Origin of the sequence: Streptomyces sp. NPDC047117 (assembly GCF_040643545.1) — a bacterium.
In the GTDB taxonomy this organism is placed as follows: Bacteria; Actinomycetota; Actinomycetes; order Streptomycetales; family Streptomycetaceae; genus Streptomyces.
The window spans coordinates 387458-401228 of the sequence record NZ_JBEYUN010000002.1 but is presented as its reverse complement, the minus strand read 5'-3'; the positions used below and the strand labels follow the sequence as shown (position 1 = coordinate 401228).

Annotated in this window: 12 protein-coding genes; 6 read left to right on the top strand and 6 right to left on the bottom strand. The window is 69.7% G+C overall.

What is annotated here, in order from left to right; all coding sequences use genetic code 11:
* From yidC to ABZ840_RS04870, 6 genes are all read left to right on the top strand, one after another.
* Positions 1–1191 carry a membrane protein insertase YidC gene (yidC, locus tag ABZ840_RS04895; RefSeq protein WP_361553356.1) on the top strand — a complete coding sequence of 397 codons (1191 nt, stop codon included), beginning with the start codon at positions 1–3 and terminating at the stop codon, positions 1189–1191.
* Positions 1192–1203: 12 nt separating this feature from the next.
* A complete protein-coding gene (locus ABZ840_RS04890; RefSeq protein WP_361553353.1) occupies positions 1204–1710 on the top strand; it encodes a R3H domain-containing nucleic acid-binding protein in 507 nt (168 codons plus the stop codon).
* Between the two features lie 132 nt (positions 1711–1842).
* On the top strand, positions 1843–2568 hold the full coding sequence (rsmG, locus tag ABZ840_RS04885; RefSeq protein ID WP_361553350.1) for a 16S rRNA (guanine(527)-N(7))-methyltransferase RsmG: 726 nt from the start codon (positions 1843–1845) through the stop codon (positions 2566–2568).
* Positions 2569–2909: 341 nt separating this feature from the next.
* Complete coding sequence (locus ABZ840_RS04880; RefSeq protein WP_361553347.1) at positions 2910–3980, top strand: AAA family ATPase; 1071 nt, start codon at positions 2910–2912, stop codon at positions 3978–3980.
* Positions 3977–5071 carry a ParB/RepB/Spo0J family partition protein gene (locus tag ABZ840_RS04875; RefSeq protein WP_361553344.1) on the top strand — a complete coding sequence of 365 codons (1095 nt, stop codon included), beginning with the start codon at positions 3977–3979 and terminating at the stop codon, positions 5069–5071. Before ABZ840_RS04880 ends, ABZ840_RS04875 begins: the two co-directional genes overlap by 4 nt.
* Positions 5072–5379: 308 nt before the next feature.
* Complete coding sequence (locus tag ABZ840_RS04870; RefSeq protein ID WP_361553341.1) at positions 5380–5997, top strand: GNAT family N-acetyltransferase; 618 nt, start codon at positions 5380–5382, stop codon at positions 5995–5997.
* Positions 5998–6061: 64 nt separating this feature from the next.
* On the opposite strand, the gene trxA is transcribed toward ABZ840_RS04870, so the two are convergent.
* The 6 genes from trxA to murJ form a co-directional block, all read right to left on the bottom strand.
* Entirely contained in the window at positions 6062–6388 is a 327-nt protein-coding gene (trxA, locus tag ABZ840_RS04865) for a thioredoxin (protein ID WP_361553338.1), read from the bottom strand.
* A 45-nt stretch (positions 6389–6433) separates the two neighbouring features.
* Positions 6434–7426 carry a thioredoxin-disulfide reductase gene (gene trxB, locus ABZ840_RS04860; protein WP_361553335.1) on the bottom strand — a complete coding sequence of 331 codons (993 nt, stop codon included), beginning with the start codon at positions 7424–7426 and terminating at the stop codon, positions 6434–6436.
* A gap of 142 nt (positions 7427–7568) precedes the next feature.
* On the bottom strand, positions 7569–8564 hold the full coding sequence (locus ABZ840_RS04855) for a zf-HC2 domain-containing protein (RefSeq protein WP_361553332.1): 996 nt from the start codon (positions 8562–8564) through the stop codon (positions 7569–7571).
* Positions 8561–9244: an RNA polymerase sigma factor SigM gene (gene sigM, locus ABZ840_RS04850; protein WP_361553329.1), complete on the bottom strand. Its 684-nt coding sequence runs from the start codon at positions 9242–9244 to the stop codon at positions 8561–8563. Before sigM ends, ABZ840_RS04855 begins: the two co-directional genes overlap by 4 nt.
* A 351-nt stretch (positions 9245–9595) precedes the next feature.
* Entirely contained in the window at positions 9596–11296 is a 1701-nt protein-coding gene (locus ABZ840_RS04845; RefSeq protein WP_361553326.1) for a protein kinase family protein, read from the bottom strand.
* 108 nt (positions 11297–11404) lie between these two features.
* Positions 11405–13741, bottom strand: a complete 2337-nt coding sequence (gene murJ / locus ABZ840_RS04840) for a murein biosynthesis integral membrane protein MurJ (RefSeq protein ID WP_361553323.1) — start codon at positions 13739–13741, stop codon at positions 11405–11407.
* Between the last annotated feature and the right edge of the window lie 30 nt (positions 13742–13771).

Below are 13771 nucleotides of genomic sequence, written 5' to 3'. Positions count from 1 at the left end.
GTGGACACGATCCTGAATCCTCTCTATTACGCCGTTTCCTGGATCATCGTCCAGTTCCACTCGCTCTACAGCCTGGTGTTCGACAAGGACAGCGGTGCGGCGTGGGGTCTGTCGATCGTTTCGCTCGTGGTGCTGATCCGCATCTGCCTGATCCCGCTCTTCGTGAAGCAGATCAAGTCGACGCGGAACATGCAGGCGCTCCAGCCGAAGATGAAGGCGATCCAGGAGCGCTACAAGAGCGACAAGCAGCGCCAGTCCGAAGAGATGATGAAGCTCTACAAGGAGACGGGTACCAACCCGCTCTCGAGCTGTCTCCCGATCCTGGCCCAGTCGCCGTTCTTCATCTCGCTGTACCAGGTCCTGAACCACATCGCGAACAACCAGGTCGTCGGCGTCATCGACAAGCCGCTGCTGGCGAGCGCGCAGCAGGCGCACATCTTTGGTGCCCCGCTGTCCGTGAAGTTCATGGACTCGGCGTCGAAGGTCGAGGCGCTCGGTGCCTCCCTGACCGACGTCCGGGTCGTCACGGTCATCATGATCGTTCTGATGTCGGCGTCGCAGTTCTTCACCCAGCGCCAGCTGATGACGAAGAACGTCGACCTCACGGTGAAGACGCCGTTCATGCAGCAGCAGAAGATGCTGATGTACGTCTTCCCGGTCATGTTCGCCGTCTTCGGTATCAACTTCCCCGTCGGTGTCCTCGTGTACTGGCTGACCACCAACGTGTGGACCATGGGCCAGCAGATGTTCGTCATCCGTCGTAACCCCACTCCCGGCAGCAAGGCCTTCGAGGAGCGCCAGGCGCGTCTGAAGGCCAAGGGCAAGCTGAAGGAGGACCCGGCGGAGCTCGAGGCGAAGCAGGCCGCCGAGGAGGCGCGCCAGCACCGCCAGCAGCCCAAGCGCCAGAGCAAGTCCCAGCGGCAGACCGCGGCCCCGGCGGCCGGCGGCACGCAGACCCGTACGCGGGCCCGCGCGGGTGCGCAGGGCGAGGGCTCCACGGCCAAGGACGGCCGGACGAAGCAGTCGCTGGAGAAGGACTCGGGCCAGCAGGCGGACGCGGCGAAGAAGAATGCCGCGCAGAAGTCGCAGGGCGGCAAGGGCAAGGGCAGCTCCGCCGCCGGTTCCTCCCGTAACGCCAAGTCCGGACAGCGCAAGGGCCAGCAGCGGCCCAAGCACCCGTCCAAGAAGTAGAAGGAGTTCTTCGTGACGGACACGACCCCTGCCGCCGAGGGCACCGACACCCTGTCCCGGCTGGAGCAGGAGGGCGAGATCGCGGCCGACTACCTCGAGGGCCTGCTGGACATCGCGGACCTCGACGGCGACATCGACATGGACGTCGAGGCCGATCGTGCCGCGGTGTCGATCATCAGCGACTCCACCGGCCGTGACCTGCAGAAGCTGGTCGGCCGGGACGGTGAGGTGCTGGAGGCGCTCCAGGAGCTGACCCGGCTGGCGGTGCACCGGGAGACCGGCGACCGCAGCCGTCTCATGCTGGACATCGCGGGCTACCGCGCACGCAAGCGCGAGGAGCTCGCGGAGCTGGGTGCCAAGGCGGCCCAGGAGGCGAAGACCTCGGGCGAGCCGGTGAAGCTGAAGGCGATGACGCCGTTCGAGCGCAAGGTGGTGCACGACGCCGTCGCGGCGGCCGGGCTGCGCAGCGAGTCCGAGGGCGAGGAGCCCCAGCGCCGGGTTGTCGTGCTCCCGGCCTGATCCGCCGGCGCTCGCGCGTGTCTTGTGGCCCCGTCTGTTCGCAGGCGGGGTCATGTCTTGTCAGCCTTCTGTGTGGACCGGAATCCGACCGGGCACCGGCAGTATCAGCAGTTCAGAGGAAGGGCGGTAACCGTGACGGAGTCAGCGGCGGAGCTTCCCCCGGCGCCGGAGGCGGCGCGGGAGATGTTCGGTGAGCGCTTCCCGGAGGCCGTACGGTACGGCGAGCTGCTCGCCGACGCGGGCGTGCGGCGCGGGCTGATCGGTCCGCGTGAGGTGCCGCGGCTGTGGGAGCGGCACCTGCTGAATTGCGCGGTGCTCTCCGAGGTGGTTCCCGAGGGTGTCTCGGTGTGCGACGTCGGCTCGGGCGCGGGCCTTCCGGGCATCCCCCTGGCACTGGTGCGCCCCGACCTGAAGATCACCCTGCTGGAGCCGCTGCTGCGGCGCACGAACTTCCTGCAGGAGGTCGTGGAGCTGCTGGGCCTGGACCATGTGACCGTGGTGCGGGGCCGGGCCGAAGAGGTGATGGGCAAGATTCCTCAGGTCCACGTGGTGACCGCGCGTGCGGTGGCACCGCTGGACCGGCTGGCCGGCTGGGGCGTGCCGCTACTGCGGCCGTACGGCGAGATGCTGGCGCTCAAGGGCGACACCGCCGACGAGGAGCTGAAGGGTGCCCGGGCGGCGCTCAGCAAGCTCGGCGTCGTGGAGACATCCGTCGTGCACGTCGGCGAGGGCGTGGTGGATCCGATGTCCACGGTCGTCCGCGTGGAGGTGGGCGAGAGTCCCGGCGGCGTCCGCTTCGCGGCCAAGCGCGCCAAGGCGAACCGCGCCAACCGCCCTGCCAGGGGACGGCGGCGCTAGGCCTCAGCAGCACACAAAACCAGACGCAGACAGGAGCGCTTTCCGTCCGCTGACGGGGAGCGCTCCGGCCGTCCGAGTCCCGTGGTGTCGCTCGAACCGGCCAGGCCCGTGCTCCATACAAACCACCAAAACGACATAAGCCGGAGTGTCGCGGGGGAATGGGACACGGCGCTGGCATCGTGTTTCACGTGAAACGTCGCTCCCTGCTGCATGGAATCATCAGCCGAGGTCGTGCGGCTGCCGCACCGCGAGGCCACCGACCCGGTCGGGTCACGGATGTATCCACAGAGGAGGATTCATCCACAGGAGACAGGGCCTCCCTGGTTCACGACACCGAAACCATGGCAGGCTCTGAGCATTGCGAGCCTGAAGTCGAGGAGAGTGAATCCTTGCGGTCCGACGCCAACATCGCGGGCCCGATGACCGATCCGGTCCCCGGTCCCCGTAGCGAGTCGCTCGGGGACGACGTTTCACGTGAAACGCCGCCCCCTATGGACGACACCCCGATCGGTCGTGCTGCTCAGTTGGCGGTCCAGGCGCTGGGCCGTGCGGGAGAGGGCCTTCCACGCCCCGAGCAGACCCGGGTCATGGTGGTGGCCAACCAGAAGGGCGGGGTCGGTAAGACCACGACCACCGTGAACCTGGCCGCCTCACTCGCCCTGCACGGGGCACGAGTGCTGGTGGTCGACCTGGACCCGCAGGGCAACGCCTCCACGGCCCTGGGGATCGATCATCATTCCGAGGTCCCCTCCATCTACGACGTGCTGGTGGACAGCAAGCCACTCTCCGACGTCGTGCAGCCGGTGCCGGACGTGGAAGGGCTGTTCTGTGCGCCCGCCACGATCGACCTGGCCGGCGCGGAGATCGAACTGGTCTCGCTGGTGGCGCGGGAGAGCCGGCTGGACCGGGCCATCAAGGCCTATGAACAGCCGCTGGACTACATCCTCATCGACTGTCCGCCCTCCCTCGGTCTGCTCACGGTCAACGCCCTGGTGGCCGGTGCCGAGGTGCTGATCCCGATCCAGTGCGAGTACTACGCGCTGGAGGGCCTGGGCCAGCTGCTGCGGAACGTGGACCTGGTCCGCGGCCACCTGAACCCCAAGCTGCATGTGTCGACGATCCTGCTGACCATGTACGACGGGCGTACCCGGCTTGCCTCCCAGGTCGCCGACGAGGTGCGCAGCCACTTCGGCAGCGAGGTACTGAGAACCAGCATTCCCCGCTCGGTGCGTATTTCCGAGGCGCCGAGCTACGGGCAGACGGTGCTCACCTATGATCCGGGCTCCAGCGGATCGCTGTCCTACCTCGAAGCGGCGCGGGAGATCGCGCTGCGCGGGGCACCGGGGACGGCAGGCCAGGGGCTCAGCGTGACCTATGAATCACAGCACAGCATGTCGGAGGGGAATCAGTGAGCGAACGACGTAGAGGACTGGGCCGCGGGCTCGGTGCGCTGATCCCCGCGGCACCGCAGGGTTCGGACAACGCCGGCCCCGCGGTGGGCCGGGGAACGACATCGCCGTCGGCAGTGCCGGTGATGACGTCGGAGCGAGGCGTGGCCGCGGCGAAGGTGGCAGCGATCCCGGACGCCGCCGTTTCACGTGAAACAGAGGCACCGGCCGAACCGACGGCGGAGGCTCAGGAGGCCGAGGTCGCCGGCGCGCACTTCGCCGAACTGCCGCTCGACGCGATCACGCCCAATCCGCGACAGCCGCGCGAGGTGTTCGACGAGGACGCCCTGGCGGAGCTGATCACCTCCATCCAGGAGGTGGGCCTGCTCCAGCCGGTCGTCGTGCGGAGCACCGGCTCGGATCGGTACGAGCTCATCATGGGCGAGCGCCGCTGGCGGGCCTGCCGTGAGGCAGGGCTGGAGAAGATTCCGGCGATTGTCCGGGCGACGGACGACGAGAAGCTTCTCCTGGATGCTCTCCTGGAGAACCTCCACCGGGCGCAGCTGAACCCGCTGGAGGAGGCGGCGGCCTACGACCAGCTGCTGAAGGACTTCAACTGCACGCATGACGAGCTGGCGGACCGGATCGGTCGGTCGCGCTCGCAGATCTCCAACACGCTGCGGCTGCTGAAGCTCTCGCTGCCGGTGCGGCGACGGGTAGCGGCCGGGGTGCTCTCGGCCGGTCATGCGCGGGCGCTGCTGGCCGTGGAGGACTCCGAGGAGCAGGACCGGCTGGCTCACCGCATCGTGGCCGAGGGGCTCTCCGTCCGGGCGGTCGAGGAGATCGTCACGCTCATGGGGTCCGAGCCCAAGAGCACGTCGCGGGCGAAGGGGCCGCGGGCCGGTACCCGCGTCTCGCCCGCGCTGACCGATCTGGCCTCCCGGCTCTCGGACCGCTTCGAGACGCGGGTGAAGGTCGACCTCGGCCAGAAGAAGGGCAAGATCGTCGTGGAGTTCGCCTCGATAGACGATCTTGACCGCATCCTCGGCTCGCTGGCCCCCGGTGAGGGGAAGGTGCTGGAGAAGCAGCTGGAGGAGGACAGCGACGAGGCGTGAGTGGCGCCGCCGTCCGCCAAGGGCGGGTCGCGTGCCGGTCTGGTGGCCGGAACGCGGCCCGCCCTTTGCCTTTGCGCGGTACCCCGGTAGGTGTGTCCCGGTTACGATGCGTTCGGGTATGGCACACATCCACTCGGAGTCACCTCACGACGAGGAGAGGCCATGCGATCGGTGAGCCGCACCGGATTGATGGCAGCGGGGTTCGGTCTGGGCGCAGTCGGCGGCTTCGTCGGCGGTCTGCTCAGTGAGCGCACTCCGCTGACCGGGCCGGGAGGTGCGGTGGGCGAGGGAAGTGAGGACCTGGCTTCATGGGGCGTCGGCTCGTACCGCTCACGCTGGACAACCTTTCGGATGTCCCAAAGCGCTGCCGCTCGTGTGTTTTCTGGGAGCTCGACCCCGTCAGCGGCGAGGCCGCGGTAAAGGGTGGCCGGCCCGAGCTGGAGAAGGAAGCCTGGATCTCGGCCGTGCTGCTGGAGTGGGGCTCCTGCGGCCGGGTCGTCTATGTGGACGAGGTTCCCGTCGGCTTCGTGCTGTACGCGCCTCCGGCCTACGTGCCACGTTCCACCGCCTTCCCGACGAGCCCCGTCTCCCCCGATGCCGTACAGCTGATGACCGCCTGGCTCATCCCCGGCTACCAGGGCCAGGGGCTGGGCCGGGTCATGGTCCAGACGGTGGCGAAGGACCTGCTGCGCCGGGGCTTCAAGGCGATCGAGGCGTTCGGCGACGCGAAGTGGACCGAGCCTGCGTGCGTGCTGCCCGCCGACCATCTGCTCGCGGTGGGCTTCAAGACGGTACGGCCGCATCCCCGCTATCCGCGGCTGCGCCTGGAGCTCCGTACGACGCTGTCCTGGAAGGAAGACGTGGAGCTCGCGTTGGACCGGCTGCTGGGCGCGGTCCAGAAGGAGCCCGTGCTGCGGCCGCTGTAGGCGGACAGCGAAACGGGCCCGCCCCGAAGGGCAGGCCCGTTTCACGTGAAACAGCGTGCGGAGATCAGGCGAGGAAGTCCGCCAGGTCCCGCTCGATCGCGGCCTTGGGCTTGGCGCCGACGATGGTCTTCACGACCTCGCCGCCCTGGTAGACGTTCATGGTCGGGATCGACATGACGCCGTACTTGGCGGTGGTCCCGGGGTTCTCGTCGGTGTTGAGCTTGGCGATGACGATCTCGTCGTGCTCCGCGGCGATGGCCTCCAGGGAGGGGGCAACCTGGCGGCACGGGCCGCACCAGGTGGCCCAGAAGTCGACGAGTACAGGCTTGTCGCTCTTGAGGACGACCTCTTCGAAGTTGTCGTCCGTCACGGTCACCGTGGCACCGGCCATGGCGTTCTCCTTACTGGGTGGGTGTGAACAGCTGACGTTCAGGGCTCAGGCGGTGGGGGTCTGCTCCGGCTCGGCCGGGGTCTGCTCGGGCTCGGCCGGCTCGCTGTCGGACAGCGAGGCGAGGAAGCGCTCGGCGTCCAGGGCGGCGGAGCAGCCGGTGCCGGCGGCGGTGATCGCCTGGCGGTAGGTGTGGTCCACGACGTCGCCGGCGGCGAAGACGCCCTGGATGTTGGTGTGGGTGCTGGGCGCGTCGACCTTGAGGTAGCCCTCGTCGTCCAGCTTCAGCTGACCCTTGAACAGCTCCGTGCGCGGGTCGTGGCCGATGGCGATGAACAGGCCGGTGACCGGGAGCTCGGAGGTGTCGCCGGTCTGGACGTTGCGCAGGGTCAGGGCGGAGAGCTTGTTCTCACCGTGGATCTCGGCGACCTCGCTGTCCCACACGAACTTGATCTTCGGGTCGGCGAAGGCACGCTCCTGCATGGCCTTCGACGCGCGCAGGGTGTCGCGGCGGTGGACGATGGTGACCGACTTGGCGAAGCGGGAGAGGAAGGTCGCCTCCTCCATGGCCGTGTCGCCGCCGCCGATGACGGCGATGTCCTGGTCCTTGAAGAAGAAGCCGTCACAGGTGGCGCACCACGACACGCCACGGCCGGAAAGCTCGTCCTCGCGGGGCAGGCCCAGCTTGCGGTGCTGGGAGCCGGTGGTGACGATCACGGCGCGGGCGCGGTGCACGGTGCCGGCGGAGTCCGTGACGGTCTTGATCGGCTCGGAGAGGTCCACGGCGGTGACATCGTCGGGGATCAGCTCGGCGCCGAAGCGCTCGGCCTGGGCCCGCATGTTGTCCATCAGGTCCGGCCCCATGATGCCCTCGCGGAAGCCGGGGAAGTTCTCCACATCGGTGGTGTTCATCAGTGCGCCACCGGCGGTGACGGCGCCCTCGAACACCAGCGGCTTCAGCGAGGCACGGGCGGTGTAGAGCGCGGCGGTGTAGCCCGCAGGCCCGGAGCCGATGATGATCACGTTACGGACGTCGCTCACGGGTGTCTTCCTTGTCTCTGCCGACTGCGTTGGGTGGGCTGGAGGAACTCTCACCCCACCCAACGGATCCTACGGGGCGAGCATTCCCGCAGTGTTCCAGCGCTGCCGTACCGGCTCTGTGCCCGCCGCGTCAGCCGTCGACTCAGCCGCGGGGGTAGGTCCCGCTGAGCAGAATCTTCCCCGGAGCGGGCGGTGACGCCGAGACGCAGCCCGCGGAGACCACGTAGGCAGAGACCCGGGAGGCGTCCGACGGGTGCGGCAGCACGACGAGGTACGCCTCCTTGCCCCGGTAGGTGTCGCGGGTCGCGGCCAGCGGCTTCTCGGAACGGGCGAGACCTTCCCGTACGCAGGAGGGGATCGTGTCGTCCGCGCCCCGCAGCGGCGTGTTGGGCGAGCTCTGGGTGCCCACGTCCGGCGCCTTGCTGCGACGTGGCTCGTCGAGCAGATCACGGACATGGCTGCCCAGTGTCGCGGAGCTGAGAGACGCGTCACCGTTGTTCGTCTCGGTGGCGTTCACCCCGGGGTCCTGCTCGTGTCCCGGGTTCGCGGAACCATTCTGCAGAAGGATGCCACCGATGCCGAGTACGGCTGCCGCGGCCGCTGTGCCGAGAAGTACCTTGGGCCAGCGGTGCGCGCGCGTGGTGCGGGTGCCGGGTGCCTTCCGGCCGGGGCCCGTGGCGGAGCGGGGATATCCGGCCGGGCGATCGGCGGAACTGCCCCCCGAGCGGGTCGGCGCTGTTTCACGTGAAACACCGCCGCGGCCCGTCTCCGATGTTTCACGTGAAACAGCGCTGTCGTCCGGCCCTGCCGATTGCTGGGCGACGATCCGTGCGCCGTCGCCGGCGGTCGTCGGCACCAGGGCGGGCTCACCCGCGGGGGCCGTGGCATCGAGCAGAGCCTCTGCTGCCAGGGCGGCGTCGATGCGCCCCACGACGTCGTCCGGCATCCGTACGGGCCCGGGCAGCGTGCCGAGCAGACTGCGGATCTCCTCCAGCGAGCTGTGGACGTCCTCACACAGCGGACAGCCGTCGAGGTGCGCGCGGAGATCCGCCGCGCGGCCGGGTGCAAGCAACCCGTCCGCGAGCGCAGAGATCTCCGCGACCTCCGGATGCCCGCCCGTGTCGGTCGTGGATGTCACGCTCGCCCACCTCCGCCCTTCACGGCCCCTGAGTCGTTGGGTCCTGCCGTCTGTGGGACGGATGTCCCCTGCGCCCGGTTCCTTCCCCCGCCTGAGGTGCCCTTATCCCCGTCTTCGGCGCGCAGATGGGTGAGCATCGGGAGAAGCCGGGCCCGGCCGCGCGCGCACCGGCTCTTCACCGTTCCGGTGGGAACGCCAAGTACTTCGGCGGCCTCGGCGACGGGGTAGCCCTGCATGTCGACCAGGACGAGGGCCGCGCGCTGTTCGGCGGGGAGTGTGCGGAGGGCACCGAGCAGTTCGCGGTGCAGATCCTGCCGCTCGGCGGGCACGGCTGCGGACTCGTGCGGCTCGATGAGCTGCTCCAGCCGCTCGGTCTCCGCTACCGGCGAGGTGCGCCGGGAAGCCGCCTTACGTGCCCGGTCCAGGCAGGCGTTGACCGTGATGCGGTGCAGCCAGGTGGTCACGGCCGACTGGCCGCGGAAGGTATGGGCGGCGCGGTAGGCGGACACCAGGGCGTCCTGCACGGCGTCGGCCGCTTCCTCGCGGTCGCCGAGGGTGCGCAGCGCCACCGCCCACAGCCGGTCACGGTGGCGCCTGACGATCTCCCCGAAGGCGTCCGGGTCGCCCTCGACATGACGGGCGAGGAGCGCCTGGTCGGAGGGGCGGGAGTTATCTGTCATGGCCCGCCCCGCAGGAGCCGGCCCGGCGCGGTCCGGGGAGCCAGGACCGCGCGGACGGGATCGCGGGACGCCACCGGTCCGGCGCCGCGCGGGCACGGGCGTCGACCGGGCCAACCGGGTCACCGGCCGAGCCGGTCTCTCCTACGACGGTGGGCATCACTGCGCCATCACGCATAACCGAACCCCTGGCGTCAAGCTGTAGACGGGAGCTTACATACGGGTGCTCGGTGGAACCAGACTCCAGGACGACGGCCGTTGCAGGCGGCCACGGACGCCCGAGGAGGCCCGGGGAGCCCCAGTACGTGCCGGCCGTTGTCCGTGTCGACATCTGGAGCCCCCTGCTGCCCACCCCTAGCTGAGGACCTGGATCTCCTTGATCTGGCCCCGGTAGTTGCCATCGTCCTTCAACGGGAGGTCGGTGAGCCAGACCAATACGTAACGTGTCTTGATCGGCTCCTTGGCGCGCAGGGTGACGGACTCCCCGTTGCCGCTGGCGATCTTCTTGTAGCCGTCCAGGGTCGTGGGCGCATCGCCGCTGTCCTCGGGCGCGGCACGGAAGTCGAGTGAGGTGTCCCCGAGGAGATCGACCTTGATGCTGCCGACCTGCTGGACCTTTTCGAGGTCGAGAACCAGCCCCACGCCGCTCTTCAGACCACCGAAATCCGAGCGGCCGTAGTAGTTCCGGGTGGGCCAGTAGGTGTCGGCGTTGCCATCGGCGGCCTTGGTGGCTTCCTGGGGGTTCTCCGTACCGTCCCCGGCGGGCGGCGGGTCGAAGTCCATCACCTTGTCGATGTGCACCGGCTTGCCCGATGCCGCCTCAGCGTTGCCCCCGGTGGTCTGGGAGCTCCCCGAGTCGTCCTGGTTCCGGTCCTTCAGCAGGGTGTCGGCCAGCTGCCAGCTGCCCAGGCCCAGGGCGGCGATCAGCAGCGCGGAGACGCACCACTTGGCCGCCCTGCCGGTACGGCTCTGCAGCGGGGCCGGCGGTGCGGGAACCGGGCGGGTGGCCGTCGGCCCGGTCCGTCCGGTGCCGGACGTCTGCGCGTACGAGCCCTGCTGGTAACCGGTGCGCTGGTAGGGCGGCGGGGTGGTGAAGGAGGTCTCCGGCGGGCGGATGCGCGGCATGGCGCCGACGGCCTTGGCCAGCTCCTCCGGAGTGGTGCAGGGCTGCTCCTGGCGGGAGGCGGTGGCGCCGTCGTTCACCAGGGCGCGCATGGCCAGCTCGGACAGACCGCGGTGCACTCCGGCCCGCACCTGGTCGGGAGCGATCAGACCGACGCCCTTGGGCAGCCCGGACAGGCCGTACGCGTCGTTCTCGTACGGCCAGCGCTGGGTCAGCGCCGCGTACAGCAGCGCGCCGATCGACTCGGTGTCGGTGCGTTGCGGGTGCTCGCTGGTCAGGCCGCGCAGTGCGGCCATGATGGCCAGGCCCCGGATGCGGTACTGGCCGGAGGAGGTACGCAGGACAGAACCGGGAGTCAGCCGGAGGTGGGCCAGGCCTTCACGGTGGGCGGCGGCCATGGCCTGGGAGACCTGGGTCACGAGCTGGTAGGCGTCGTGCGGTTCGAGGGGGCCGGAGGCGAGGACGGTGGTCAGTTCGGTGGCGTCCGGGAGCCACTCGTGCACGACGTAGACCAGGTCGTTCTCCTCGACGGCGTCGAGGACCTGGACGAAGCGCGGGTCGCCGAGCAGCGCGGCGGACCGTGCGGCGGAGAGCACGGGGCGGGCACGCGGGTGGTCTGCGGGCAGGAGGTGGACACCGACGGCGCGGCGCAGTTTCTCGTCGACGGCACGCCAGCTGCTGAAGCCGTCCAGCCGGGTGACGCATTCCTCCAGACGGTAACGCCTGGCCAGCTTGTGACCGCTGTGCAGTTCGAGCGGCTCAGCCTCGGTTGTCGTGGCACTCTTCGCGCCGCTGTCCGCGGTGTCCTGCGCCGCGTCGGCCACCTTCTCGGCCTTCGTGCCGTCGGTCGTGGCCTCGTCCGCCTTGGCGGCGAGCGGTTCTCCACCGCTCGTGTCGGCCACGTCGACGGCAGCCGTGCTCCGTTCCGCCACCGTCGTTCCTGCCTCCCCATCCGTTGCATGCTCAAAAGAGCCAAGTCAATTGTGCCCACAGACCGCCACTATGCACGACACACAGTGGCGGACGAAGGTTGTGCTCGCTCAGCGCCCCAGCTTGCCGCGCACCATGCCGACCAGGGCGTTCAGTTCTTCGATGCGCATCTTCTTCGCGGCGGCGTAGAAGACCACCAGAAGGACGGCACCGCCGCCGACCAGCGCCACGAGCGATCCCAGAACGCCGGTGCCCAGCCCCTGCATGATCCCGTAGACCGCGGCGCCGGAGAACAGGGTGGCGGGAACGCTCGCGCCGGCCAGCCGGGCGTACGTACGCACCACGTGCGCACCGTCCAAGTCGCCGCCCATCCGCTTGCGCAGCCGTCGCCACGCCACCCCGACGCCGGTGATGTAAGCCAGGCCGTAGGAGGCGGCCATGCCCAGCACCGCCCACCGTTCGGGCAGAAGGAGGTAGCACAGCGCCGAGGCGGCGGCGTTGAAGGCGGCGACGATGAGTGTGTTGTAGAAGGGCGTGCGGGTGTCCTCGTACGCGTAGAAGGCGCGCAGCACGACGTACTGGACGGAGAAGGGGATCAGGCCGAGACCGAAGGCCATGAGCATGTAACCCGTGGAGACGCCGGCTTCGGAGCCGGTGCCGGTGAAGATCAGGGTGCACATGGGGATGCCGAGGGCCAGGAAGCCGAACGCGATCGGCACGATGGCCACGGCGGAAGTGCGCAGGCCCGAGGAGATGTCGTCGCGGACGGCGCCGACGTCACCGTCGTGCGCGGAGCGCGACAGGCGCGGCAGCATGGCGGCCATCACCGAGACGGTGATGATCGCCTGCGGCATGTTCCAGATCAGCTGGGCGTTGGAGTACGCCATGTAGCCGGTGCCGGGGTGGCCCTGCCCGGCGGCCTTCTCGCCGGCCAGGGTGGAGAGCTTGGAGACGACCAGGACGCCGGCCTGGTTGGCGAGCACGAAGAGGACGGTCCACTTGGCGAGCTTGGCGGCCTTGCCCAGGCCGTGTCCTCGCCAGTCGAACCGCAGCCGCAGCTTGAACCCGGCGTCGCGCAGGTAGGGGATCATCGCCAGGGCCTGGACGACCAGGCCGAGCAGCGTGCCGATGCCGAGCAGCCGGATGCCGGCCTCGGGGATCGTCGTCACGCCGATCTGCGAGGAGCTGGCGCTGCCGTAGACCCAGATGAACAGCCCGAATGTGCTGATCATGACGACGTTGTTGAGGACCGGGGTCCACATCATCGCGCCGAAGCGGCCGCGGGCGTTGAGCACCTGGCCCATGACCACGTGGACACCCATGAAGAAGATCGTGGGCACGCAGTACCGGGTGAACGATACGGCGACCTCGAAGCTGGCCGAGTCGGGAGCGAAGCCGGACATCGCCCGCACCAGCCAGGGCGCCGCGAACACCGCCACGACGGTGAGGGCGCCGAGGATCACCATGACCAGGGTCAGCAGGCGGTTGGCGTACGCCTCGCCGCCGTCCTCGTCCTCCTTCATCGCCCGCACCAGCTGCGGCACGAATACGGAGTTCAGGCCGCCGCCGATGGTCAGGATGAAGATCATCGTGGGCAGGGTGTAGGCGACCTGCCACGAGTCGCCGAGGACGGCCGCGCCGAGCGCGGAGGCGATCAGCGCTGATCGTACGAAGCCGGTGAGCCGGGACACCATGGTGCCCGCGGCCATCACTGCGCTGGACTTCAGCAGATTGCCGGCCTTGCCGCCGGTGCGCCCCGAGGGCTCCGGCGACTCCGGTGCGGACACCGGCTCGGGCTCCGCCGGAGGTACGGCCTGCGGCCCGCTCGCCGGTACGTACTGCCTGCCCGTGGGCCCGTACTGCTGACCGGCGGACGGGTACTGCTGACCGTCGGACGGCCGGCCGGGTCCCTGGTACGGGTCCGGGCCGCCGTTCTGGGCCGGCGGCCGCTGCGGCTCCGGTGCCCGCTGGTCGCGGTAGAGGTGCGCGAAGGCGTCGGGCTCCGCGGGCCGGTCGACGGCCTGGGTGATCAGGTCGTCGACCCCGACGAACTGGGTGGTGGCTGTGATGTCGCCGTACGACTGAGGGCGCGCCGGGCCCTGCGCCTCGGGGGCCGGTGCGGGCCAGGCCTGTGGGTCGGCAGCGGGTGCGGCCCAGGCCTGCGGGTCGGCCGCCGGTGCGGGCCACGCCTGCGGGTCGGGGGTGAGCCGGGGGGCCGGCGGCTGCTGGTACGGCGGCTGGGCGGGCCCGGCCTGCGGCGGATGGGCCGCCCGGTCGTGCAGGGCGTCGGCCACCGGGTCGTGGGCCGTGGGGTCCTGCGACGGGAAGGGCGACCGGGAGTACGCGTCCTGCACGTAGGGGTCCGGTGCCTGCGGCGGCTGTGGGGACCGGTCCGCGGCGTCGTCGCCCGCGGCCCGGCCGCGGTCACCGTCGTACGGCGCATTCATAGCTGCCCCACCTCATCCGTCGCCGGCCAT

What these genes read in the sequence shown, in the direction of transcription:
- ABZ840_RS04880 (WP_361553347.1), top strand. Translation starts at nt 2,910, where the DNA reads ATGGCAGGCTCTGAGCATTGCGAGCCTGAAGTCGAGGAGAGTGAATCC.
- ABZ840_RS04870 (WP_361553341.1), top strand. Translation starts at nt 5,380, where the DNA reads ATGGGGCGTCGGCTCGTACCGCTCACGCTGGACAACCTTTCGGATGTC.
- trxA (WP_361553338.1), bottom strand. Translation starts at nt 6,388, where the DNA reads ATGGCCGGTGCCACGGTGACCGTGACGGACGACAACTTCGAAGAGGTC.
- sigM (WP_361553329.1), bottom strand. Translation starts at nt 9,244, where the DNA reads ATGACAGATAACTCCCGCCCCTCCGACCAGGCGCTCCTCGCCCGTCAT.
- murJ (WP_361553323.1), bottom strand. Translation starts at nt 13,741, where the DNA reads ATGAATGCGCCGTACGACGGTGACCGCGGCCGGGCCGCGGGCGACGAC.